General features: G+C 62.6%; 22 protein-coding genes and 3 pseudogenes. 9 read left to right on the top strand and 16 right to left on the bottom strand.

Features of this window, described 5'->3' with window-relative positions:
• Positions 1 to 13: 13 nt before the first annotated feature.
• A complete protein-coding gene (locus tag BBG20_RS22090; protein WP_065907113.1) occupies positions 14 to 259 on the bottom strand; it encodes a hypothetical protein in 246 nt (81 codons plus the stop codon).
• 134 nt (positions 260 to 393) lie between these two features.
• Between BBG20_RS22090 and nhaR the strand changes: the two genes are divergently transcribed.
• Positions 394 to 1,305, top strand: coding sequence for a transcriptional activator NhaR (nhaR, locus tag BBG20_RS22095; protein WP_065907114.1), 912 nt, complete (start codon positions 394 to 396; stop codon positions 1,303 to 1,305).
• 1 nt (position 1,306) lies between these two features.
• Here the strand turns inward: nhaR and BBG20_RS22100 are convergent, their stop codons facing one another.
• Complete coding sequence (locus tag BBG20_RS22100) at positions 1,307 to 2,461, bottom strand: MFS transporter (RefSeq protein WP_065907119.1); 1,155 nt, start codon at positions 2,459 to 2,461, stop codon at positions 1,307 to 1,309.
• Positions 2,462 to 2,619: 158 nt separating this feature from the next.
• Positions 2,620 to 3,129, bottom strand: a complete 510-nt coding sequence (locus BBG20_RS22105) for a DUF1993 domain-containing protein (RefSeq protein WP_065907120.1) — start codon at positions 3,127 to 3,129, stop codon at positions 2,620 to 2,622.
• Positions 3,130 to 3,254: 125 nt separating this feature from the next.
• Here BBG20_RS22105 and BBG20_RS22110 point away from each other — a divergent pair, with 125 nt between their 5' ends.
• A complete protein-coding gene (locus BBG20_RS22110) occupies positions 3,255 to 3,902 on the top strand; it encodes a YceH family protein (RefSeq protein ID WP_065907123.1) in 648 nt (215 codons plus the stop codon).
• A 261-nt stretch (positions 3,903 to 4,163) separates the two neighbouring features.
• Here BBG20_RS22110 and BBG20_RS22115 read toward each other — a convergent pair whose 3' ends face one another.
• A complete protein-coding gene (locus tag BBG20_RS22115) occupies positions 4,164 to 4,982 on the bottom strand; it encodes a shikimate 5-dehydrogenase (RefSeq protein WP_065907125.1) in 819 nt (272 codons plus the stop codon).
• Positions 4,983 to 5,138: 156 nt separating this feature from the next.
• Between BBG20_RS22115 and BBG20_RS22120 the strand changes: the two genes are divergently transcribed.
• The 3 genes from BBG20_RS22120 to BBG20_RS22130 all read left to right on the top strand — a co-directional run bounded on the left by BBG20_RS22120 (position 5,139) and on the right by BBG20_RS22130 (position 6,194).
• The gene (locus BBG20_RS22120; protein ID WP_065907126.1) at positions 5,139 to 5,492 is read left to right on the top strand and encodes a hypothetical protein; all 354 of its coding nucleotides are present in this window, start codon (positions 5,139 to 5,141) and stop codon (positions 5,490 to 5,492) included.
• Positions 5,493 to 5,725: 233 nt separating this feature from the next.
• Positions 5,726 to 5,920: a hypothetical protein gene (locus BBG20_RS22125; protein WP_065907127.1), complete on the top strand. Its 195-nt coding sequence runs from the start codon at positions 5,726 to 5,728 to the stop codon at positions 5,918 to 5,920.
• A gap of 91 nt (positions 5,921 to 6,011) precedes the next feature.
• Entirely contained in the window at positions 6,012 to 6,194 is a 183-nt protein-coding gene (locus BBG20_RS22130) for a hypothetical protein (RefSeq protein ID WP_065907128.1), read from the top strand.
• A gap of 3 nt (positions 6,195 to 6,197) precedes the next feature.
• Here BBG20_RS22130 and BBG20_RS22135 read toward each other — a convergent pair whose 3' ends face one another.
• Together BBG20_RS22135 and BBG20_RS22140 are read right to left on the bottom strand one after the other, a co-directional pair.
• A complete protein-coding gene (locus BBG20_RS22135; protein WP_065907130.1) occupies positions 6,198 to 7,265 on the bottom strand; it encodes an AI-2E family transporter in 1,068 nt (355 codons plus the stop codon).
• Between the two features lie 107 nt (positions 7,266 to 7,372).
• Positions 7,373 to 7,819 (bottom strand): annotated as a pseudogene (locus BBG20_RS22140) (thioredoxin family protein); the annotation flags it as partial.
• Between the two features lie 261 nt (positions 7,820 to 8,080).
• On the opposite strand from BBG20_RS22140, the gene trhP reads away from it, so the two are divergent.
• Positions 8,081 to 9,409, top strand: a complete 1,329-nt coding sequence (trhP, locus tag BBG20_RS22145; RefSeq protein ID WP_065907133.1) for a prephenate-dependent tRNA uridine(34) hydroxylase TrhP — start codon at positions 8,081 to 8,083, stop codon at positions 9,407 to 9,409.
• Here trhP and BBG20_RS22150 read toward each other — a convergent pair.
• The 6 genes and pseudogenes from BBG20_RS22150 to BBG20_RS22170 form a co-directional block, all read right to left on the bottom strand.
• Positions 9,406 to 10,608, bottom strand: a complete 1,203-nt coding sequence (locus tag BBG20_RS22150) for a pyridoxal phosphate-dependent aminotransferase (RefSeq protein ID WP_065907134.1) — start codon at positions 10,606 to 10,608, stop codon at positions 9,406 to 9,408. The genes trhP and BBG20_RS22150 overlap by 4 nt on opposite strands.
• Positions 10,605 to 11,264, bottom strand: coding sequence for an RraA family protein (locus BBG20_RS22155; RefSeq protein WP_065907135.1), 660 nt, complete (start codon positions 11,262 to 11,264; stop codon positions 10,605 to 10,607). Before BBG20_RS22155 ends, BBG20_RS22150 begins: the two co-directional genes overlap by 4 nt.
• Positions 11,261 to 11,929 (bottom strand): RraA family protein, encoded by a 669-nt coding sequence (locus BBG20_RS22160; protein WP_065907136.1) that lies wholly within the window; start codon positions 11,927 to 11,929, stop codon positions 11,261 to 11,263. Before BBG20_RS22160 ends, BBG20_RS22155 begins: the two co-directional genes overlap by 4 nt.
• A 102-nt stretch (positions 11,930 to 12,031) precedes the next feature.
• A complete protein-coding gene (locus BBG20_RS33540; protein ID WP_371920706.1) occupies positions 12,032 to 12,853 on the bottom strand; it encodes a methyl-accepting chemotaxis protein in 822 nt (273 codons plus the stop codon).
• 36 nt (positions 12,854 to 12,889) lie between these two features.
• Positions 12,890 to 13,711 (bottom strand): annotated as a pseudogene (locus BBG20_RS33545) (cache domain-containing protein); the annotation flags it as partial.
• Between the two features lie 90 nt (positions 13,712 to 13,801).
• Positions 13,802 to 15,121, bottom strand: a complete 1,320-nt coding sequence (locus BBG20_RS22170) for a Na+/H+ antiporter family protein (RefSeq protein ID WP_162946149.1) — start codon at positions 15,119 to 15,121, stop codon at positions 13,802 to 13,804.
• 1,384 nt (positions 15,122 to 16,505) lie between these two features.
• Here BBG20_RS22170 and BBG20_RS33550 point away from each other — a divergent pair.
• Both BBG20_RS33550 and BBG20_RS33555 read left to right on the top strand, forming a co-directional pair.
• A pseudogene (locus BBG20_RS33550) lies at positions 16,506 to 16,652 on the top strand (HAMP domain-containing protein); the annotation flags it as partial.
• Between the two features lie 102 nt (positions 16,653 to 16,754).
• On the top strand, positions 16,755 to 17,510 hold the full coding sequence (locus BBG20_RS33555; RefSeq protein WP_371920707.1) for a methyl-accepting chemotaxis protein: 756 nt from the start codon (positions 16,755 to 16,757) through the stop codon (positions 17,508 to 17,510).
• A 704-nt stretch (positions 17,511 to 18,214) separates the two neighbouring features.
• On the opposite strand, the gene BBG20_RS22180 is transcribed toward BBG20_RS33555, so the two are convergent.
• Genes BBG20_RS22180 through BBG20_RS22195 form a run of 4 tightly spaced genes read right to left on the bottom strand, consistent with a single transcriptional unit; the run spans position 18,215 to position 20,812 of the window.
• Positions 18,215 to 19,534 carry a sensor histidine kinase gene (locus BBG20_RS22180; protein ID WP_065907144.1) on the bottom strand — a complete coding sequence of 440 codons (1,320 nt, stop codon included), beginning with the start codon at positions 19,532 to 19,534 and terminating at the stop codon, positions 18,215 to 18,217.
• Positions 19,531 to 20,199: a response regulator transcription factor gene (locus tag BBG20_RS22185; protein ID WP_027603141.1), complete on the bottom strand. Its 669-nt coding sequence runs from the start codon at positions 20,197 to 20,199 to the stop codon at positions 19,531 to 19,533. Before BBG20_RS22185 ends, BBG20_RS22180 begins: the two co-directional genes overlap by 4 nt.
• Positions 20,199 to 20,510 carry a PepSY domain-containing protein gene (locus tag BBG20_RS22190; protein ID WP_065907150.1) on the bottom strand — a complete coding sequence of 104 codons (312 nt, stop codon included), beginning with the start codon at positions 20,508 to 20,510 and terminating at the stop codon, positions 20,199 to 20,201. The genes BBG20_RS22185 and BBG20_RS22190 overlap by 1 nt, the downstream gene beginning before the upstream one ends.
• Positions 20,510 to 20,812 carry a PepSY domain-containing protein gene (locus tag BBG20_RS22195; RefSeq protein ID WP_065907152.1) on the bottom strand — a complete coding sequence of 101 codons (303 nt, stop codon included), beginning with the start codon at positions 20,810 to 20,812 and terminating at the stop codon, positions 20,510 to 20,512. Before BBG20_RS22195 ends, BBG20_RS22190 begins: the two co-directional genes overlap by 1 nt.
• 160 nt (positions 20,813 to 20,972) lie before the next feature.
• On the opposite strand from BBG20_RS22195, the gene BBG20_RS22200 reads away from it, so the two are divergent.
• On the top strand, positions 20,973 to 22,052 hold the full coding sequence (locus BBG20_RS22200; protein ID WP_065907154.1) for a patatin-like phospholipase domain-containing protein: 1,080 nt from the start codon (positions 20,973 to 20,975) through the stop codon (positions 22,050 to 22,052).
• Positions 22,053 to 22,100 lie beyond the last annotated feature (48 nt).

Consider the following 22,100-nt stretch of genomic DNA (forward strand, 5'->3'; position numbering starts at 1 on the left):
TTGTGCTGGGAAATTAGGCTTCTTTGTTACTGTTCGATTCTTCTTGCTCGTCTTCCTGCTTTTCAGGACTGATCAAGCCTTGGGTTGCTTCACTCAATGCCTGCTCGGCGGCCTTGTGCGTGTCATCGATGGCCTGCTTGGCCGACTCGGTGGCTTTGCCGATCACTTGCTGCGCGCTTTTTTCGACTTGATCGCAACCACTGATCATCACCAATGAAAGCGCAAGCACCGACGCCGCGCCCAGGGAATTGAGTTTCATGATGTATTCCTCGTTAGAACCATTGGGTCCAAATACTGGCCCCTCGATAGCGAGGCATTCTATGCAGGCGAACAGTTCAGGAAAATTCGTATTTTTCTCGCGTATACTTCGATTTTTACGAAGTGACGCACAGCATGCTCAATTATCGCCAATTGCATTATTTCTGGGTCGTGGCCAAGACCGGCAGCATCGTGCGCGCTTGCGAGCAACTGAACCTCACACCCCAGACCATCAGCGGGCAGATCAGCCTGCTCGAACAGACCTTCGGCATCGCGCTGTTTCAGCGGGTCGGCCGCCAGCTGGAGCTGACCGAAGCCGGGCGCCGCGCCCTGCCCTATGCCGAACAGATGTTCCAGACCGGCAATGAATTGGAGGCGATGCTGCGCGCGCAACCGAATGAGCAGCAGATCCTGTTCCGGGTCGGGGTGGCGGATGTGGTGCCCAAGTCCATCGTCTATCGCTTGATTGCGCCGACCATGGAATTGAGCGAGCCGATCCGCATCACCTGCCGTGAAGACAAACTCGAACGGTTATTGGCCGATCTGGCGATCCAGCGCTTGGACCTGGTGATCTCCGACAGCCCTATGCCTACGCACCTGGACATTAAAGGCTACAGCCAGAGACTGGGGGAATGTGGCATCAGCTTTTTCGCCACCCGGGCGTTGGCTGACCGGTATGCGGGAGACTTCCCACAGTGCCTGCACGGTGCGCCGCTGTTGATTCCGGGTGCGGAAACCGTGGTGCGCAGCCGTTTGCAACGCTGGTTTGCCGAACAGCAGATTCAGCCGAAGATCATCGGCGAGTTCGATGACAGCGCCTTGATGCAGGCCTTTGGCCAATCCGGCAGCGGGATCTTCATCGCGCCCAGCGTGATCGCCGATGAGGTGGTGCGCCAGTACGGCGTGGTGTTGATGGGCCAGACCGACGCGGTCACCGAGTCCTTCTATGCGATCTCGGTGGAGCGCAAGGTCAAGCACCCCGGCATCGTGGCAATCACCGAAGGGGCGCGGCGCGAGCTGTTTACCGCCCTGCCCGCGCCCACCTGAGTCAGCTGCAGGTCGCTGCCGGCTTGGCGGTCATCAGCCACAACGCCAGCAGGATCGACACCAGGATAAAGCCGGAAGCCGCGAAGCCCAGGCTGCCCAGGCCAAGGGTGTCGATCACGTGCCCGCCGACCATCGCCCCCAGGCCGATCCCGAGGTTGGCCCCGGCGATATTCAGCGACGCCGCAAACGCCGGCGCATGGGGCGCGGCCTTCATCAGCCGCACGTGGCTGACCAGGAACATCGCAGCCTGGGTCACACCCCACACGGCCATCGCCGCGGCCAGGCCAACGGTGGAGTGAATTGCCGGCACCAGCGCAACCATGCCCGCGATCATGAAGCCGCAGAACACCATGGAGGCAATCAGTGGGTGCCGATCCACCGCACGCCCGCCCAGTGAGTTGCCGAGCAACCCGACCGCGCCAAAGCCCATCAGGCACCAACCCACCAGGGTGCCGTCGAAGCCGGCCAGGCGCTCAAGGATGTCGGCCAGGTAGGTGTAGGCGGTGAACATGCCACTGAACACCAGGATCGACAGCAGGATATGGCCCTGCATCAGCGGGTTGCGCAGGATCTTGAACTGCGAGCGCAACGTCACCTGGTCGTTCTTCGGCTGCGTCACCGGCAGGTAGATAAACAGCAGCACGGCCTTGGCCAGCGCGACCACGGCAAGGATGGCAAAGGCGGTGCGCCAGCCGAACATATCCGAAATCAGCGTACCCACCGGAATGCCGAACACCGTGGCGCAGACGATGCCAAAGCCGATTTTCTCGATGGCGCGCCCGGCGTATTCGGGGCCGACGATATCCACTGCCGTTTCACTGGCCAGCGCCCAGAACACCGGCAGGCCCAAGGCCGGGATCAAGCGCGCCAATGCCATCACCCAGATGTTCGGCGCCAGCGCGGCCACGGTGTTGGCGACGCCGAACAGGATCAGGATGCTGATAAACAGGCGCTTGCGTGGGAAACGCGCGAAGTAGGCGGTCAGAAACGGGCCGAATGCCGCCACGGTAAACGCGAACAGGGTCACCAGCAGCCCGGCCTGGGACACGCTGACATTCAGGTCCCGGGCGATGGACGGCAGCAGGCCGACGATGACAAATTCTGTGGTCAGCACGGTAAAGCCGGCGGCCGACAGCAGCAGGATGGGAAACAGCATCAAAAACTCCAGAAACAGCAACACCAACGACAACCCGAAGGTTCGCTGGCAGATAGGATGAAAAAAGGATGCTGAATCTTAACAGAGTGTGTCGGTGTAGCCCATGAAAAAGCCCGGCGACGCCTGCAGGCATCGACCGGGCTTTGCGGCGTTACGACTTAGAACGCGCCCATGTAGTCGCGCTTGCCCACTTCCACACCGTTGTGACGCAGCAAGGCGTAGGCGGTGGTGACGTGGAAGAAGAACTGCGGCAGGCCGTAGGTCAGCAGGTAGGACTGGCCGCTGAAGCGCTTCTCTTTCGGCGTGCCTGGACGGGTGATGATTTCGATGCCTTCCTTGCCGTCGATTTGCTCGGGCTTGATGCTGTCGACAAAAGCCAGGACCTTGGCGATCAGCGCCTGCAGGTCGGCGAAGGTCACTTCGGAATCTTCGTATTTAGGCACTTCGATCTCGGCCAGGCGCGCGGAAACGCCCTTGGCGAAGTCGACGGCGATCTGCACCTGGCGCACCAGCTGGAACATGTCCGGGAACAGACGTGCCTGCAGCAAGGCGTTGGGCTCGATGTTCTTGGCGGTGGCGTGGGCTTCGGCTTTGTTCAGCACATCGCTCAGGGCGGTGAGCATTTGCTTGAAGACCGGGACGGAAGCGGCGTACAGGGAAATAGTCATGGCAGTCTCATGGGTAATGGCACGGTTTGAACCAGCGGCGATTATAGACACGCCAGCCGCGCGCGCGGCTTGTCTTTTATTTTTTCAGGATTAGGCTAGAGCGCTCACTGCATAGGGAAAGCGCGATGACCGCCGAGCACGACACCGACACCCCTGAGCCGCGCCTGAACAGCACGGAAATCCGCGTCCTGGGCTGCCTGATCGAAAAACAGGCGACCAACCCGGAAACCTACCCCCTGACCCTCAATGCGCTGGTGCTGGCCTGCAACCAGAAGACCAGCCGCGAGCCGGTAATGAACCTCAGCCAGGGCCAGGTCGGCCAGAGCCTGCGGGTGCTCGAGGGTCAGGGCTTCACCCGCCTGGTGATGGGCAGCCGCGCCGATCGCTGGGAGCATCGCGTGGACAAGGCGCTGGAACTGGTGCCCGCCCAGGTGATCCTCACCGGGCTGTTGTTTTTGCGCGGGCCGCAGACGGTCAACGAACTGCTGACGCGCAGCGGGCGCATGCATGACTTTGAAGATGCCGAGCAGGTCGTGCATCAGCTCGAACGCCTGATTGCGCGCGGGCTGGCGGTATTGGTGCCACGTCAGGCAGGGCAGCGGGAAGACCGCTATACCCATGCGCTGGGAGATCCTGCGGATATTGAAGCGATCATCGCGGCCCGCGGGAATCCGGTGGAGCGCAGTACGGGGGTTTCTGCAGAGCGAATAGAAGAGCTGGAAGCACGAATTGCAGCACTGGAAGAGCGTCTGGCCCAGCTCGAACAGGGCTGAACCCATCTAGAATGTGAATACGCGGGATTGCTCGCGAAGGCGGCGGTGTGTCAGTTGATGCATTTGGTGGCTGATGCACCGCTTTCGCAGGCAAGCCAGCTCCCACATTTGATCTCCATACACCCGCATACCCGAGCCACACCAGGATCCCCCTGTGGGAGCGGGCTTGCCCGCGAAGGCGGTGTGTCGGTCAATGAATGCTTAACGGATACTCCGCATTCGCGAGCAATCCCGATCCCACACTTGGCTCGGCGCCAGCTTTCAGCTTCGGGCGAAGGCTACGGCCGCCTCAAACTGCTCCTGCGTAGGCCGCACGCCGGTGTAGAGCACAAACTGCTCCAACGCCTGAATGGCGATGACTTCCAAGCCCGTGATCACTTGCTTGCCTTGCGCCCGACCGCGCACGATCAGCGGCGTTTCGGCGGGGATCGCCACTACATCGAACAGCGTTTGCGCGGCATCCACCGCTTGCGCCGCGAACGCCAGCGCATCCGCCTCGGCCCCGCCGGTCATGCCGATCGGCGTCACGTTGATCAGCATCTGGGGGCGCAGGTCACCCAGGTCGGCTTGCCATTCGTACCCAAGGTTGCGGGCCAATGCCTGGCCGGCTGCAGCGTTGCGCGCCACGATCACGCCATTGGCATAACCGCCGTCGCGCAAGGCACTGGCAACGGCCTTGGCCATACCGCCGCTGCCGCGCAGGGCGAAGGTCGATGCTTTCGGCACCGCATGCTTTTTCAGCAGTTGTTCAATGGCGATGTAGTCAGTGTTGTAGGCCTTGAGATGGCCGTCGGTGTTGACGATGGTGTTCAAAGAGTCGATGGCTTGAACCGAATCGTCGAGTTCGTCCACCAAGGCAATGGCGGCTTCCTTGAACGGCATGGAAACCCCGCAACCACGTATGCCCAACGCGCGAATACCACCTATCGCGCCGGGCAAATCCTGGCTGCTGAAAGCTTTATAGTAGAAGTTCAGACCCAGCTGTTCGTACAGATGGTTATGGAATCGCAGGCCAAAATTCCCGGGACGCGCCGACAGTGACATGCACAGTTGGGTGTCCTTGTTGGGGTGCATCTGCATGGAAAACTCCTTTGAGTAAGCAAATCGGTACAGACCTTACACAACCTTTACCTAGCGGCCGTGCTGTTTTTCAGAAATACGTTGTCTTAAAAGTATCCCCGCGACATTACTTGAGTCTATTGATTGCAGACCACAAGCGCAGGGGCTAACCGAGGAATGACCATGATTCGTAAAATCCCCAAGATCGCCTTGCTTATCGGTGCACTCGCTATGGCCGGCCAAGCCTCCGCCCACGGTGGTGGATGGGGTGGCCCGGCTGTCTTGGGTGCGTTAGTCGGCGCAGCCGTCGTAGGCTCCGTGGTTGCCAGCCAGCCCCGCGAAGTCTATGTGCAGCAACCGGTATATGTGCAACCTCAGCCGGTGTACGCCGCCCCACCGCCCGTCTATTACGCACCGCCACCACCGGTGTATGTGCAACAGCAGGTTTACTACCGCCCGGCACCGGTCTACTACGGTCCACCGCGTGGTTACTACGGCCCTCCCCACGGCTATTACGGCCGCGGCTGGTAATGGCCAATCGTCCTGTCTGAAACAGGCCTCGCTTATACGCGGGGCCTTTTTTTTGCGTGCAACGTCCGAATTTATGCGGCCAAGGTCGCTCTGAGGACAATGACGCGGGTGAAATCGCACATGATTGAGGCCAATGTCTACTTGCTTGATGGGGCCTCGCGCTGTCATGTTTGTGTCACGACACACTCTCACTATCGATCCTGTCCACTCAATAACAACAAGGACGGCTGACCATGCCCACGCAAAACCCCCATCGCACCGCTGGCCTGTGCACGTCCAGCAAGGTCTATAGCGCCCTCACCGAGCTCAAGCACCTGGAGGGCCATCGCAGCGCCAAGTTCCTCGCGCTGCTGGCTGAAAACCTGGTGCACAAGGGTCTGCTCAGTGAGCAGGAAGTGGTGAACATGCTCGATCAGGTAGTGGACTGACGCCTCACGTCGATGTCGACTATCGAGCCAGGTGATTTTTCCTACGGCTCCCGGCACCGTAAGGTGACCTCCATAGCGATTGGAGGTTCTTATGCCCACTGTTCAAATCATGTCCGTTATCGGCAGCGCCGTCCCCGCCCCTCTGCGGGAACTGGGGTTGCTCGCCTGCTGGTACCTGGTACGCGATGGCGAGGCCATCAGCGGCCCGCTCACCTCGTTGTCCGCCGCCGAACAGCAACTGCGACAGGCGTCGAGCTTCAGGCTCCACGCCTGAAACTCAAGGCAAGGGCAGCTTGACCCGCGGCTTGCTTTCGACAAACAGCGCCCAGGTCGACATGAACAGCGCCGCCACCAGCGGGCCGATCACAAAGCCGTTCAGGCCAAATACCGACAGGCCGCCAAGGGTCGAGATCAAGATCAGGTAATCCGGCATCCGCGTGTCCTTGCCCACCAGGATCGGGCGCAGCACGTTGTCCACCAAGCCGATCACAAACACGCCAAACAAGCCCAGCACCACGCCCTGCCAGATCGAACCACTCAGCAGGAAGTACACGGCCACCGGGCCCCAGACAATCCCGGCACCGACTGCCGGCAGCAGTGACAGAAACGCCATCAGCACCGCCCAGAGCAACGCGCTGGGAATGTCCAGGAACCAGAAGATCAGGCCACCCAGCGCGCCCTGGGTCACGGCCACCAACACGTTGCCCTTGACCGTCGCGCGCACCACCCGATTGAACTTGAGCTGCAGGCGGCGCTTCTGCGGTTCGGCCAACGGCACTGCCGTGCGCACCTTGCGCACCAGATCAGGGCCGTCGCGCAGCAGGAAAAACAGCAAGTACAGCATGATGAAAAAGCTCACCAGGAAATCAAACGTGCCCTGGCCAAAGCTGAATGCCTGGGACGCAAAGAACTGGCTGCCCTGCATCGCACTCTTGACGATCTTCTCCCGCAGCCCTTCAAGGTTGCCCATGCCGAAGCGGTCGAGCAGGTGCTGGAAGTACGGCGGCAAAAAGTTCTTGAACTGCTCGATATAGCCGGCCACGTCGAGCTTGCCGCTCTCGACGTTTTTGTACAGCGTGGCGCCCTCTTGCACCAGCAAGGCACTGGTGATGATCACCGGCAAAATCGCGATCACCAGGCACACCGCCAAGGTGGTCAGGGACGTCAGGTTGCGGTTCCAGCCGAAGCGCTGCTGCAGGCGGCGCTGCATCGGGGCGAAGATGATGCCGAGGATGATCGCCCAGAACACTGCGCCGTAGAACGGCAGCAATATCCAGATAAAGGCGATGGTCACCAGGACCAGCAGTAACAGCAGGGTTTTGAATTGCAGGTTGGATTGATTCATGTCCGGTCCATGTCAGAAAAGCAGAGGGCCTGTGTAGGCCCTGTTGCTTAGTCCACTGCGAAACCTGGGAGTGCCATCCTTTATCCCACCAGCATAGACCGCAATCTTCAATGGCCCGCCGCCTCACGCAACAGCGCCTGGATCATGGCCTCCTGCGCGTCATACCGGCCCTCGCCGAAGTGGCTGTAGCGCACCTGGCCCTGGGCATCGATCAGGTAATGCGCGGGCCAGTACTGATTATCGAAATTGCGCCAGATCGCATAGTTATTGTCGATCGCGACCGGGTAGGTGATGCCCAGCTTGCGCACCTGCTCCCTGACATTCGTGATGATGTGCTCGTGGGCATATTCCGGGGTGTGCACGCCAATGACCACCAGGCCGTCCCGTGCATACCGCTGGGCCCAGGCCTTGACGTGCGGCAGCGCCCGGCGGCAGTTGACACAGTCGTAGGTCCAGAAATCCACCAGCACCACTTTGCCCTTGAGCATCTCGGGTGTCAGCGGCGGTGAGTTGAGCCATTCGACCGCCCCGGCCAGCGACGGCATGGCGCCCTGGGGCTCGTTGCTCTCATTGCCTGCCACCTGGCTGGAAATCAGCGCGAAAGCCAGCAGCAGGCCGGCAAACACGGCCGTGATAAGTCGCATGGGGATGACCTTGTGGAGACGGGGAGCGCCATTGAACGCCCCGGAGGTATCACGTCTGTGTCCACACCTAGCTGGCGATACACAGCGATACAAAATCGCCAAAGGACGACCTGGATCAATAAACCGCCGGCCCACCTGCACTACCCTCGCGCCCTTTTGCGACCCACGCCCATGCTCCCTGCGATTGCCTCCCCACTGCCAGCCCCTGAACTGCTCGCCCCCGCGGGCAGCCTGAAAAACATGCGCTACGCCTTCGCCTACGGCGCCGATGCGGTCTATGCCGGCCAGCCGCGCTACAGCCTGCGCGTGCGCAACAACGAGTTCGATCACCCCAACCTGGCCCTGGGTATCGAGGAAGCCCACGCGCTGGGCAAGCGCTTCTACGTGGTGGTGAATATCGCGCCGCACAACGCCAAGCTGAAGACCTTCCTCAAGGACCTCGCGCCCGTGATCGCCATGCGCCCGGATGCGCTGATCATGTCCGACCCGGGGCTGATCATGCTGGTGCGCCGCAACTACCCGTGGATGCCGATCCACCTGTCGGTGCAGGCGAACACGGTGAATTGGGCCAGCGTGGAGTTCTGGCAGCAACAAGGCATCAGCCGGATCATTTTGTCGCGCGAGCTTTCCCTGGAGGAAATTGACGAAATCCGCCAGCAGGTGCCAGCCATGGAGCTGGAAGTGTTCGTCCACGGTGCCCTGTGCATGGCCTATTCCGGGCGCTGCCTGCTCTCGGGCTACATGAATAAACGCGACGCCAACCAGGGCACCTGCACCAATGCCTGCCGCTGGAAGTACCAGGCCACGCCGGCCGTGGAAAATACCACCGGCGATATCGTCCAGGCATTCGAACCGACGCTGGGGATCGGCACCCCGACCGACCAGGTCTTCCTGCTGCAGGAAGCCAACCGTCCGGATGAGCAGATGCCCGCTTTCGAAGACGAACACGGCACCTACATCATGAACGCCAAGGATTTGCGCGCGGTGCAGCATGTGGCGCGCCTGACCCGGATGGGCGTGCATTCGCTGAAGATCGAAGGCCGGACCAAATCCCACTTCTACTGCGCGCGCACCACCCAGGTGTATCGCCGTGCCATTGATGATGCGGTGGCCGGCCGTGAATTCGACCGCAGCCTGATGACCGACCTGGAGTCGCTGGCCCAGCGCGGCTACACCGAAGGTTTCCTGCGCCGCCATGTGCACGACGAATACCAGAACTACCAGAACGGCAGCTCAGTCTCGGAGCGCCAGCAGTTTGTCGGCGAGTTGACCGGCGAGCGGCGCGGCGAACTGGCCGAGGTCAAGGTCAAGAATCGCTTTGCCGTGGGCAACCACCTGGAATTGATGACGCCCACCGGCAACTTTCACTTTGACCTGGCCACCCTGCACAACGCCCAGGGCGAAGCCATCAAAGTAGCGCCGGGGGATGGGCACACGGTGTATGTGCCCCTGCCCGCCGAGATGGAACTGCAGTTTGGCCTGCTGATGCGCGACCTCTAGCGGGTCGCCAGGCAAAACCGGCGGATCGCTTCGCACGCCTGGCGCAAGGAATCCTCATCCAGCGCATAGGCAATGCGCAGGTACGGCGCCAGGCCGAACGCACTGCCGTGTACCACCGCCACATTGGCTTCGTCGAGCAGCGCGTGCGCCACGTCTTCATCGGTGCGCAGCAGCGTGCCGCCAGGTGTGGTACGACCGAGCAGGCCGGCGCAGGACGCGAAGGCGTAGAACGCACCCGAAGGTTTCAGGCACTCCAAACCCGGTGTGGCATTCAGAAAAGCCACCACCCAGTCCCGACGCGCCTCGAACACCGCCCGCGACTGCTGGAGAAAAGCCTGCGGGCCGTTCAATGCCGCGATGGCGGCCTGCTGGGAAATCGCACTGGCTCCCGAGGTCTGCTGGCCCTGGAGTTTTTCCATGGCCTCCAGCAACCAGCGCGGCCCGGTGGCGAAACCGATGCGCCAGCCGGTCATGGCGTAGGCCTTGGACACGCCGTTCATGGTCAGCACGCGCGGTGCCAACCGAGGTTCCACTTGCGCCAGGGTGTGGAAGGTTTGCCCGTCGAACAGCAAGTGCTCGTAGATATCGTCCGCCAGCACCAGCACATGGGGATGCTGCAACACTACCTGCGCCAGGGCCTGCAGCTCCTCGCGGCTGTACACCGCGCCGGTCGGATTGGACGGCGAATTGAGGATCAGCCAGCGCGTGCTGGGGGTGATCGCCTGGTCCAGCGCGGCGGGCGTCAACTTGAAAGCGTCTTCGGCACTGCACGCCACGATCTTCGCCGTGCCGCCGCACAACTCGACCATTTCCGGGTAACTGACCCAATACGGCGCGGGCACGATCACCTCGTCGCCTTCGTTCAGCGTGGCCGCCAGCGCGTTGTAGATCACATGCTTGCCGCCGTTGCTCACCAGGGTGTCCTGCCAGTTCACGTCCAGGCCATTTTCACGGTGGAATTTATCCGCCACGGCTTCACGCAAGGCGCGTACACCGGCGACCTGGGTGTAGCGCGTCTGGCCGTTGCGGATCGCGTCGATACCGGCCTGGCGAATGTGCTCCGGCGTGTCGAAATCCGGCTCACCGGCGCACAGCGAGATGATCTTCGCACCTTCGGCACGGCGGGCGGCCACGCGGTCGATGATGCGGTACGTGGCGGAAGGCTTGGCCTGGGCCAGGCGCTTGTTCAGAGTATTCACGCGTCCTTCCTCTGCAAGGTGTGATAGCCCAGGGATTCACGGGCCTGCCTGAGGGTCTTGCCGGCTTCGATCTGCGCCCGGATCTGCGATTCGACGGCCTCGATCTGGCGGGCGGTACGCGCGACTTCCTCGGCACGCGCCCGGGGCACCAACAGCACGCCATTGGCATCGGCCACCACGATGTCGCGCGCACACACACGGGCGCCGCTGATAGCCACCGGCTGGTTCACCGCCAGGACTTGCACACGGTCCTTGCCGGTGCGCATGTAGCGGCCTCGGGTAAACAGCGGGTAACCGTCGCCCAAGGCCTTGCTGACGTCGCGGCACACGCCATCGATCACCGTCGCCGCGATGCCACGGCTGCCGGCGTACTGGGTCATGATGTCGCCCCACACAGTGCAGTCAGTCCGACCGGCATTGGCGATCACCACCACATCCCCCGGCAACACGTCCTCGATAAAGTCGCCGACCGAACCCGGCGGCATGCTGGCCGGTACGTATTGCACGGTGAACGCCGGGCCCACCACGGTGCCGGAGTAATTATCCAGCGGTGCGATTCCCAGGCAATGGCCGGCGATGCCCAGTTTGTCCATGGCATCCGAGACGCCCGGGGTGTCGAGCCCTTCGAACAGGGCGACAAGCTGTTGATCGTTCATCGGGCAGGCTCCACGCGGATGGCTTCAAATTGGCGGTCATGCATCACGTCGGCGACCGAACGACCGCTGCGCACGGCATCGATCATCCCCGCTTCACGGGCGGCGATGCGCTCGCTCAACGCCAGCACCTGGTCGATCACCGCAGCCGGGATAAACACGCTGCCGCAGCGGTCGGCGATCACGTAGTCATCCTGCGCAACGTCCACGCCGCCGACGCGGATGGTCACGCCGGAATCGACCTGCACCACGCGATTGCGCGCGCTGATCATGGTCACCCCACGTCCGTAGACCGGGTAGCCGATGGACACGCTGCCGTCGATATCGCGGCTGAAACCGTCGATCACCGAACCGCGAATGCCCTTGGCCACGGCGGCATTGGCGATGATGTCACCCCAGCACGAGATGCCATCGAGGCCCCCGGCGATCACCAGCACGCGGTCATCCGTGGTGATTGCGTCGATCACCGGCGAGATCAGGTGCACGCCGGGCGCGGCGTCGGTCTTGGGTGCCAGTTTGACCGTGCTGGCGCGGCCGACCACCTTTGGGCAGTCCCACAACGGGCGGATGCCCACCACGGCGCCCGGCAGTTGCAGGAAGTCGAGGGCGTCGGAGACGGTGTTGGTGTCGAGTTCAGCCAGGCGCTGAAGCGGGTCGGGAGGTGACATGAGATGAGCCCCTGTTGTGGTTGGGGCTCAAGTCTCACTGAGGCGCTGTGATGGGTATATTCGTATTAACGTTAGGCAGACATACGCCCAAGCTATGGTTGCTCAGATGCGGAACTGCCCCACCAGTTGCCCCAGGCGCTGGCCCAAATCCGCCAGGCTGCGCGAGGTCTGGGCGCCCCGCTGGGTTTCATCGGCCACGCTGTCGACTGCCACGGCAATCTGATGCACGCTGCGGTTGATCTCCTCGGCCACGGCGGTCTGTTCTTCGGCGGCGCTGGCGATCTGCGCGTTCATCGAATTGATGGTGCCGATCAACTGGGCCATGGTGTCCAGCGACGCCCCGGCTTCATTGGCCTGGGCCGAGGTGCCGTCGCCCGCATCGCTGGAGCGGCGCATGGCGTCGACGGCAGCCACGGTGCCTTTTTGCAGGCGGTCGATCATGCCCTGGATTTCCTGGGTGCTGGTCTGGGTGCGACTGGCGAGTGCACGCACTTCGTCGGCGACCACCGCAAACCCGCGCCCGGCCTCGCCTGCTCGCGCGGCTTCAATCGCTGCGTTGAGCGCCAACAGGTTGGTCTGTTCGGCGATCGAGCGGATTACGCCGAGCACGCTGACAATCGACGACACGTCCTGCTGCAGGCTGTCGAGGGACACGCCGCTGCTGCGGATGTCGCTCACCAGCGCATGGATCTGCGCAATGCTGCCATCGACCACACGCTTGGCGGCCTGGCCTTCGACATCGGTCTGCTGCGCGGCCACCGAGGCGCCCTGGGCACTGCGCGCGACTTCCTGGGCGGCGGATGACATCTGATTGATCGCGGTGGCGACCTGGTCGGTCTCGTGACGCTGGCGCTCCATGGCCTGTTCCGAGCGTTGGGCCTGGTCGGAGACCTGGCTGACCAGGCCGGTGAGTTGGCTGGTCATCTCGGTGATCTGGCGCACCAGGCCGTGGATCTTGTCGACAAAGCGGTTGAATGCGCCGGCCAGGTCGCCCAGTTCATCCTGACTGGTGATGTCCAGGCGACGGGTCAGGTCGCCATCACCGGCGGCGATGTCGTCGAGGTTGGCTTTCATCAAGTGCAGCGGGCGCAGGATAGCGTTGGCCAGCAGCATGCCGACGGCAGCGATCACCAGCAGCACCACCACGGCCACGCCGAGGATGCTCAGCAATACGCCTTCCATGCGCGTTTTCACCTTGGCCTCGACCACCGCCACCTGGGCTTCGATGCCGTCCAGGTTCACCGACGTACCGATGACCATGTCCCACTTCGGCAGGTATTCGGTGTAGCCGAGCTTGGGCACCAGTTCGGTCTGGCCGGGCTGGGTCGAGCTGTATTGCAGGTAGTGCGTACCGTCCTTGCCGACCTTGACCAGGTCGCGGTTGACGTAGACACCGTTGGGGTCGCGGTTGTCCTTGAAGCTCTTGCCCACGCCGTCGGGGCTGTTGCCCTTGAACAGGCGAATGGTCTCGGAGTCGTAGCCGAAGAAGTAGCCGTCCTTGCCGTAGCTGGTGTTGGACAGCAGCTTGACCACCTGGGCCCGCGCGGCCGTATCGCCGGGAGCCGCCGCGTCGTAGAGCGGCTTGATGGTGGTCATGGCCACTTCGACGTAGCTCTGCAGGGTCGCCTTGGCGTCGTTGAGCAGGCGCTGGCGGGTTTCATCCACTTCGTTGCGTGCCTGGCCTTGCAGGATCCACACGGTGGTCAGGCTGATCACCACGGCAAACAGCAACACCGGCACAACGGCGAGGGACAGGACTTTGGCCTTCAAACTCAGACGCATGGCTTTTCTCTCTTATTAGTGGCGACTTGAGAGGTTATCGGCCATGCGCCTGGGATCTGTAGGAGCCGGCTCCTACGGAACGGCGGTGTGTCAGAGGGTCATCGCGGCCAGCCAGCCGAACGCCAGCAGCGGGATGTTGTAGTGCAGGAACGTCGGCACCACGGTGTCCCAGATATGGTGGTGCTGGCCGTCGATGTTCAGGCCGGAGGTCGGGCCGAGGGTTGAATCCGAGGCAGGCGAACCGGCATCGCCCAGGGCCCCGGCGGTGCCGACGATGCACACGATGGCCAGCGGGCTGAAGCCCAGTTGCACACACAGTGGCACGAAGATAGCGGCCAGGATCGGCACCGTGGAAAACGACGAGCCGATGCCCATGGTCACCAGCAGCCCCACCAGCAACATCAACAACGCGCCGACGCCACGGCTATGGCCGATGAACGCCGCCGAGGCTTCCACCAGCGAACGCACGTCGCCGGTGGCCTTGAGCACTTCGGCAAACCCCGACGAGGCGATCATGATGAAGCCGATCATGGCCATCATCTTCATGCCTTCGGTAAACAGGTCGTCGGTGTCGCGCCAGCGCACGATGCCCGACACCGAGAAAATCAGGAACCCGGCCAGGGCGCCGATGATCATCGAGTCCAGCCACAGCTGGATGATGAACGCCGCGGCAATCGCCAGGCCAGCCACCAGCAGGGTCAGCGGGTTGTACTGCACCGCGACCTGCTCGACCCGCTCGATTTTCTCCAGGTCATACACGCGCTTCTTGCGGTAGCTGACAAACACCGCCACCAGCAGGCCAACGACCATGCCCAGCGCGGGCAAGCCCATGGCGTGGGTGACGTTGACCTGGCTGATATCCACGCCGCTCTTGGCCACATTGGCCAGCAGGATCTGGTTGAGGAAAATATTGCCGAAGCCCACCGGCAGGAACATATACGGGGTGATCAGGCCGAAAGTCATCACGCAGGCGATCAGGCGGCGGTCCAGTTGCAGCTTGGTCAACACGTAGAGCAGCGGCGGCACCAGCAGCGGGATAAACGCGATGTGGATCGGCAGAATATTCTGCGAGGCAATCGCCACCACCCACAGCAGGCCGATCAACAGCCATTTGACGTGACTGCCGCCGGTGGCTTCCTGGCGGTCGACCAGCAGCAGGGCCTTGTCTGCCAAGGCGTGGGCCAGGCCGGATTTGGCAATCGCCACCGCGAAAGCGCCGAGCAAGGCGTAGGACAACGCCACAGTCGCGCCGCCGCCCAAGCCGCCATTAAAGGCCTTGAGCGTGGCCTCGATACCCAGGCCACCGGTAAGCCCGCCAACCAGGGCGCCGACAATGATGGCGATGACCACATGCACGCGGGACAAGCTGAGCACCAGCATGGTGCCGACCGCGGCGATGACTGCGTTAATCATGGTTACCTCAAGCAGAAACATAAAAAACAGGCATGCCCGCGCCCGGGCGGCCAAGGGGTGGCTGCCAGCGTGCAGGCTTGAAGGAGGTCTTATTAGAGGGCGCGCACTTTGCAGCAGGCAGGGCTGCATGTCAAAAAACGACGCCGGTTTAAGGTTTAAATTGAACGTTTGAATAAAGAAAGTTCCACGGCGGCCGATACAAAGGCTCTCTGTGTTTTCAGGTTAAGGATGCTCCTCGATGTCCCTCAGACAGCTGTCCATTCAATGGAAAATCACCCTGCTCGCCGGCCTTTGCCTGTTGGGGATCGTGACCCTGCTGGTGGGTCTGTCGCTGTATCGCATGGCGCAGAGCTCCGAGCAGGTCAAAGCCTCCAGCATGCAAATGCTCGATGAGGCCGCCCAGGCGCGCATCGAGGCTCAGGGTGAAGTGCAGGCGCTGGGCATCCGCCAGCAATTCATGGACGCCTATCAATACGGGCATGGTTTTTCCCGTCAGGTACTGTTTTTGCGCGAACAGGCCGAAAAGCGCTTCCTCGACGCCTTCGACACCCGCGAAGACCTGACCCGCCAGGTCAAGGCCGCGCTGCAGGCCAACCCGGACCTGCTCGGCCTGTCGCTGGTGTTCGAAGCCAATGCGCTGGACGGCAAGGACGAGCTGTTCGCCAACCAGGCTGAACTGGGCAGCAACGACAAGGGCCGCTTTGCCCTGTATTGGTCGCAACCGACGCCTGGCAAGCTGACCTCGATGCCGCTGCCGGAAAGCGACATGTCCGACACCTCCGTCGGCCCCAGCGGTGAAAAGGCCAATGCCTGGTTCACCTGCCCGCGCACCACGCTCAAGCCGTGCGTGATCGAGCCCTACTTCTATGTGATCGACGGGCAGAACGTGCTGATGACCAGCATCGTGTTCCCCTTGATGGTCAACGGCAAAGTCATCGCCTCGTTGTCGGTGGACATCAACCTCAATAGCCTGCAGGCCATCAGCCAACGCGCCAGCCAGAAGCTCTACGACGGCCAGACCCAAGTCAGCATCCTCAGCCCGACCGGCCTGCTCGCCGGCTACAGCGCGGACGCCAGCAAACTCAGCCAGCGCCTGGACCAGGTCGACAGCGCCAGCGGTGCGCAACTGATCAGCGCCCTGGCCAGCAGCACGCAGATCCGCAGCCTGCGTACCGACCACCAACTCAAGGTACTGGCACCGTTTGCACCGATTCCCGACGGCAAGCCGTGGGGTGTGTTGCTGGATGTGCCGGAAAAAGTCCTGGTCGGCCCTGCCGAAGCGCTGAAAGCCCAGATGGACGCCGACAACACCCGGGGCACCTTGCTGGAACTGAGCCTGGGACTGCTCGCCGCCGTGCTCGGCCTGATCCTGGTGTGGCTGATGGCCCGCAGCGTGACTCGCCCGATCCTCGGCGTAGCGCACATGCTCGAAGACATCGCCAGTGGCGAAGGCGACCTGACCCGGCGCCTGGCCTACGACAAGAAAGATGAACTGGGCCAACTGGCGGGCTGGTTCAACCGCTTTCTCGACAAGCTGCAGCCGATCATAGCCGAGGTCAAACGCTCGGTGCAGGATGCACGTGGCACGGCCGACCAGTCCGCCGCAATCGCCACCGAAACCAGCGCCGGCATGGAACAGCAATACCGCCAGGTCGACCAGGTGGCCACTGCCTCCCATGAGATGAGCGCCACCGCCCAGGACGTCGCCCGCAGCGCTGCCCAGGCGGCCCAGGCCGCACGCGATGCCGACCAGGCCACCCGCGAAGGCCTGACGGTGATCGATCGCACCACCACCAATATCGGACACCTGGCGGCAGACATGAGCACCGCCATGACCCAGGTCGAAGGCCTGGCCGCCAACAGCGAGAAAATCGGCTCGGTGCTGGAAGTGATTCGCGGCATTGCCGAGCAGACCAACCTGCTGGCGCTCAACGCCGCCATCGAAGCCGCCCGCGCCGGTGAGGCCGGTCGCGGATTTGCCGTGGTCGCTGATGAAGTGCGCAACCTCGCACGCCGCACCCAGGAATCGGTGGAAGAAACCCGCCTGGTCATCGAGCAATTGCAGAGCGGCACCACCGATGTGGTCGGCGCCATGGGCAACAGCTATCGCCAGGCCCAGGGCAGCGTCGAACAAGTCGGCGAGGCCGTCACCGCCCTGCGCCAGATTGGCGAGGCGGTCACGGTGATCAGCGACATGAACCTGCAGATCGCCAGCGCCGCCGAAGAGCAAAGCGCGGTGGCCGAGGAGATCAACAGCAACGTGGCGACGATTCGCGATGTGACCGAATCGCTGTCCGAGCAGGCCAATGAATCCGCGCGCGTCAGCCAGGCACTGAACAGCCTGGCGAACCAACAGCAGGGGTTGATGGATCAATTCCGGGTCTGAAGGTTGAAGTAGATCCGCTGTGGGGTATGACTCGGGGTCTCGGGTGAATGAAGATCAAAGGTAGGAGCTGGCTTGCCTGCGAAAGCGGTGGGTCAGCCACCGAATGCATCCACTGACACACCGCCTTCGCGAGCAAGCCCGCTCCCACAGGGGAGTCCGGGTATGACTCGGGGTCCCGGGTGTATGCAGATCAAATGTGGGAGCTGGCTTGCCTGCGAAAGCGGTGGATCAGCCACCGAATGCATCACCTGACACACCGCCTTCGCGAGCAAGCCCGCTCCCACAGGGGGATCCGGGTATGGCTTGGGGTCCCGTGTGTACGCAGATCAAATGTGGGAGCTGGCTTGCCTGCGAAAGCGGTGGGTCAGCCACCGAATGCATCCACTGACACACCGCCTTCGCGAGCAAGCCCGCTCCCACAGGGGAGTCCGGGTATGACTCGGGGATCCGGGTGTATGGAGATCAAATGTGGGAGCTGGCTTGCCTGCGAAAGCGGTGGGTCAGCCACCGAATGCATCCACTGACACACCGCCTTCGCGAGCAAGCCCGCTCCCACAGGGGATCCGGGTATGGCTTGGGGTCCCGTGTGTACGCAGATCAAATGTGGGAGCTGCCTGCGAAAGCGGTGGATCAGCCACCGAATACATCCACTGACACACCGCCTTCGCGGGCAAGCCCGCTTCCACAGGGGATTGGGGTATGCCTCAGCCCTGGCGTCTGGGCAGTTCGATCAGCGCCTTGAGCCCGCCAAGCTCGGACTCCTGCAGTTGCAACACCCCGCCCCACACCTCGACGATATCGCGCACGATCCCCAGCCCCAGGCCATGGCCGTCAATCTGCTCATCCAGGCGCGCGCCACGGCTGAACACCTGGTCACGCTGGGTTTCCGGAATGCCGGGGCCGTCATCCTCGACCGCCAGCAGATAACCCTGCGGAGTCTCACTGATGCTCAGCCGCACTTCGGCATCCGCCCATTTGCAGGCGTTGTCCAGCAAATTGCCGAGCAGTTCGAGCAGGTCCTCACGGTCCCAGGGCAAATGCAGGCCTGGAGCCACCTGGTAGCTGAGGTCCAGGTGCTCGCCGTGGATCATGTTGAGGGTGGCGAGCAGGCCGGGCAGTTCCTTTTCACAGTCGAACAACGCACCTGGCAGGGTTTCACCGGCCAGGCGCGCGCGATTGAGTTCACGATTCAGACGTTGCTGCACCTGCTCCAACTGGTCACGCAGCAGCTTGCTCAGTTCGGGATGATCCTTGAGCGCCTCGCTTGAAGCGGCACTCAACAGCACCGCCAGCGGGGTTTTCAGGGCGTGCCCAAGGTTGCCAAGGGCGTTGCGCGAACGCTTGAGGCTGTCTTCGGTATGCGCCAGCAGGTGGTTGATCTGTGCCACCAGGGGCTCCAGCTCCAGCGGCACCTGGGTGTCGAGCTGCGAACGCTGGCCCTGCTGCAATTGCGCGATCTGGTTGCGCGCGGTTTCCAGCGGGCGCAAGGCGCGGCGTACGGTGACACGTTGCAGGATCAACACCAGCAGCAACGCCGCCAGCCCGAGTACCAGGCCGATCTGACGCATCAGGCGAAAGCTTTCGCGCACCGGCGTGTAGTCCTGGGCCACGCTGATGGAAATCGGCTGGCCAAAGCGTTTGTAGTCCGAACGCAGCACCAGCAGTTGCTGGCCTTCCGGCCCCAGTTGCAGATTGCCCTTGAGACCGGCCTCGGGCAGTTGGGGCAGTTCCTGGTCCCACAACGAGCGCGAACGCCAGTGGACATCGGCAAAGTCGATCCGAAAGTAATGCCCGGAAAACGGCCGTTGGTAAGCCGGCGACAGGCGCTGTTCATCCAGCTGCACGCCGTTGGGCCCACGCACCAGCGCCACCAGCAGGTTCTCGGCGTCGTTGCGCAGGCCCGCTTCCAGGTAGCGCTGCAAGCCGGCTTCGAACAACCACAGGCTGGTCTGCGCCAGCACTACGCCGACGATCACCATCACGCTGATCAAGCCCAGGCTCAGGCGTCGCTGGATCGACTTCATGCAGGGCTGGCGCCAAATCGATAACCCTGGCCACGCCGGGTTTCAATCACGCTGCGCCCCAACTTTCGGCGCAGGTGGTTGACGTGCACTTCCAGCACGTTGGAGTCGCGCTCGGTTTCGCCGTCATACAAGTGCTCGGCTAGGTGGCTTTTCGAGAGGATCTGTTCGGGGTGCAGCATGAAGTAGCGCAACAAGCGGAATTCGGCGGCGGTCAGCTGGATCTCGTCGCCATCGCGCAGCACGCATTGACGGCCTTCATCCAGATGCAGACCGGCAGCTTGCAAGGTCGGTTGGTTGGCCTGCCCATGGGAACGGCGCAACAGTGCCTGGATGCGCAGGTGCAACTCTTCGGGGTGAAAAGGTTTGCTCAGGTAATCGTCGGCGCCGGCCTTGAGCCCTTCGATACGCTCGGCCCAGGAATCACGGGCGGTGAGAATCAACACCGGGGTAGCCAGCGCGGCGGCACGCCATTGCGCCAGTACTTCAAGCCCGGGCAGCCCCGGCAGGCCGAGGTCGAGGATGATCAAGTCATAGGGTTCGCTACGGCCCTGATAGGCGGCGTCGCGGCCATCGGCCAGCCAATCGACGGCATAGCCCTGGCGCTGCAGGCCGGCGAGCAGTTCATCGGCCAGGGGTACGTTGTCTTCCACCAGGAGCAGGCGCATCAGTCTTCCTCGTCTTTGATCAGCACACCGGTACTTGCGTCCAGCTTGATCTCGCGTACCACCCCTTCGGTGGTCACCAGTTCGACTTCATAGGCATATTTGCCATGCTTTTTCTCCAGCTCAGCCTCCAGCAGCCGCGAGCCGGGGTAGCGCGCCATGGCCTGCTGCAACAGTTGCTCCAGCGGCAGGATCACACCCTGCTGGCGCAGCGCCAGGGCTTCATCCTGATTGAGGTCGCGGGCCGCCAGGCTCGAGCAGAAAACCATGAGCACCAGTGCCACTCGACTGCCGGCGGGTAAATTTACCTTCATTACGTATCCTGATGATTCTTGAGAACCTGCCCGGTGAGCGCGTCCAATTCAATATCCCACTCAATGCCGTCGGCATCTTTGAGTTCGACCTCGTAGACAAACTTGCCGTAGGCCTCGTCCAGATCGGTGTCCAGCAGCGTCGAGCCGGGGTGCAGGGCCAGGGCCGTAGCGTCGAGTTGATCGAAAGCGACAATTGTAACAGTGGCGGGCACGGTCAGTGATTTGTCCGGGTCCACGGCTCCGGCCCGGCTCGCCGTGATGGCGATGATAACGGCGGCGGCCAGAGCTGTGAGGCGCTTCATGAGGAGTCTCCGTTACACGATGTTTTTCCTACGCCGGTAACGGTACCTGCTGCAACTTAACTGAAACTGAATTGCCACCATGGCAATTTCGCCGGACTGCGTTTTTCCCACATCGGCTGAGATTTCCTATAATGCCCTGCTTGCTTCAACAGAGACCGGTATGACAGCCATCCACATCAAATTCCCCGCCCTGACGCTCAAGGCAGGCACCCGCGCCTTTGCGCGCATTCGTGAACGGGGCCTGGCGCCTGCGGATGTGGGCATTCTCCCCGGTGCGGCCGGCGGGCCCAAGGCACTCGGAATCCAGGGCCTGGACCTGGCGCTGTTCGGCGACTGGCTGCCACGCGCGCCTCGCGAGCGCGCGCTGATCGGTGCGTCGATTGGCTCCTGGCGGTTTGCCAGTGCCTGCCTGCCCGACCCGGTGCAAGGCCTGCTGGACCTTGGCCGCCTCTACAACGAACAGCGCTTTGCCAAGGGCGTGACCATGGCCGAGGTCAGCCGCAGTTGCCAGCGCATGCTCGACGACCTGCTGGCCGGCCGCGACGCGCGGGTGCTGGACAACCCCGACTATCGCCTGAACATCATGGTGGTCAAGAGCCATGGCCTGCTCGCCGATGACCATCGCGGACGGCTGGGCCTGGGCCTGTCGTCGGTGATTGCCGACAATCTGCGCGGGCGGGCGCGGCTGGCGCGGCACTTCGAGCGGCTGATCATCCACGACCCACGCCAGGCGCCGCCGGTGCATGCGCTGAAGGATTTCCCGTCGCGCTTCGTCAACCTGGAACTCGGCAACCTGCGCCAGGCGCTGTTGGCGTCGGGCTCGATCCCCATGGTCATGCAAGGTGTGCGTGACCTGCCCGGCGCGGGTGCCGGCACTTTCCGCGACGGCGGCCTGCTGGACTACCACCTCGACCTGCCCTACCACGGCGACGACATTGTGCTGTACCCGCACTTCACCGACCGGGTCATCCCCGGCTGGTTCGACAAGGGCCTGCCGTGGCGGCGCAGCAATCAACAAGGCTTGCAGGATGTGTTGCTGCTGGCGCCGTCCCGGGATTACCTGGCACGCCTGCCCCACGGCAAACTGCCGGACCGCAGCGACTTCAAGCGTTTCATGGGCGACGACCCGAGCCGCAACAAATACTGGCAAACCGCAATGAGCGAGAGCCGGCGGCTCGGCGATGAGTTTCTGCGCTTGGCCGATAACGGCGAGCTGGGCGAACACCTGCAGCCACTTTGACCCAGCGGTATGCGCGGCGGCGAATCAAACTGTTAAACTCGCCGCCTG

The sequence above is a fragment of the Pseudomonas aylmerensis genome (assembly GCF_001702265.1).
Classification (GTDB): Bacteria; Pseudomonadota; Gammaproteobacteria; order Pseudomonadales; family Pseudomonadaceae; genus Aquipseudomonas; species Aquipseudomonas aylmerensis.

Coding starts and splice junctions, on each gene's coding strand:
- BBG20_RS22105 (WP_065907120.1), bottom strand. CDS start 3,129: ATGACTATTTCCCTGTACGCCGCTTCCGTCCCGGTCTTCAAGCAAATG.
- BBG20_RS22135 (WP_065907130.1), bottom strand. CDS start 7,265: ATGAATCAATCCAACCTGCAATTCAAAACCCTGCTGTTACTGCTGGTC.
- BBG20_RS22110 (WP_065907123.1), top strand. CDS start 3,255: ATGACCGCCGAGCACGACACCGACACCCCTGAGCCGCGCCTGAACAGC.
- nhaR (WP_065907114.1), top strand. CDS start 394: ATGCTCAATTATCGCCAATTGCATTATTTCTGGGTCGTGGCCAAGACC.
- BBG20_RS22180 (WP_065907144.1), bottom strand. CDS start 19,534: ATGAAGTCGATCCAGCGACGCCTGAGCCTGGGCTTGATCAGCGTGATG.
- BBG20_RS22090 (WP_065907113.1), bottom strand. CDS start 259: ATGAAACTCAATTCCCTGGGCGCGGCGTCGGTGCTTGCGCTTTCATTG.
- BBG20_RS22125 (WP_065907127.1), top strand. CDS start 5,726: ATGCCCACGCAAAACCCCCATCGCACCGCTGGCCTGTGCACGTCCAGC.
- BBG20_RS33555 (WP_371920707.1), top strand. CDS start 16,755: ATGGAACAGCAATACCGCCAGGTCGACCAGGTGGCCACTGCCTCCCAT.
- BBG20_RS22160 (WP_065907136.1), bottom strand. CDS start 11,929: ATGTCACCTCCCGACCCGCTTCAGCGCCTGGCTGAACTCGACACCAAC.
- BBG20_RS22130 (WP_065907128.1), top strand. CDS start 6,012: ATGCCCACTGTTCAAATCATGTCCGTTATCGGCAGCGCCGTCCCCGCC.
- BBG20_RS22115 (WP_065907125.1), bottom strand. CDS start 4,982: ATGCAGATGCACCCCAACAAGGACACCCAACTGTGCATGTCACTGTCG.
- trhP (WP_065907133.1), top strand. CDS start 8,081: ATGCTCCCTGCGATTGCCTCCCCACTGCCAGCCCCTGAACTGCTCGCC.
- BBG20_RS33540 (WP_371920706.1), bottom strand. CDS start 12,853: ATGACCAGCCAACTCACCGGCCTGGTCAGCCAGGTCTCCGACCAGGCC.
- BBG20_RS22195 (WP_065907152.1), bottom strand. CDS start 20,812: ATGAAGCGCCTCACAGCTCTGGCCGCCGCCGTTATCATCGCCATCACG.
- BBG20_RS22190 (WP_065907150.1), bottom strand. CDS start 20,510: ATGAAGGTAAATTTACCCGCCGGCAGTCGAGTGGCACTGGTGCTCATG.
- BBG20_RS22120 (WP_065907126.1), top strand. CDS start 5,139: ATGACCATGATTCGTAAAATCCCCAAGATCGCCTTGCTTATCGGTGCA.
- BBG20_RS22155 (WP_065907135.1), bottom strand. CDS start 11,264: ATGAACGATCAACAGCTTGTCGCCCTGTTCGAAGGGCTCGACACCCCG.
- BBG20_RS22185 (WP_027603141.1), bottom strand. CDS start 20,199: ATGCGCCTGCTCCTGGTGGAAGACAACGTACCCCTGGCCGATGAACTG.
- BBG20_RS22100 (WP_065907119.1), bottom strand. CDS start 2,461: ATGCTGTTTCCCATCCTGCTGCTGTCGGCCGCCGGCTTTACCGTGCTG.
- BBG20_RS22200 (WP_065907154.1), top strand. CDS start 20,973: ATGACAGCCATCCACATCAAATTCCCCGCCCTGACGCTCAAGGCAGGC.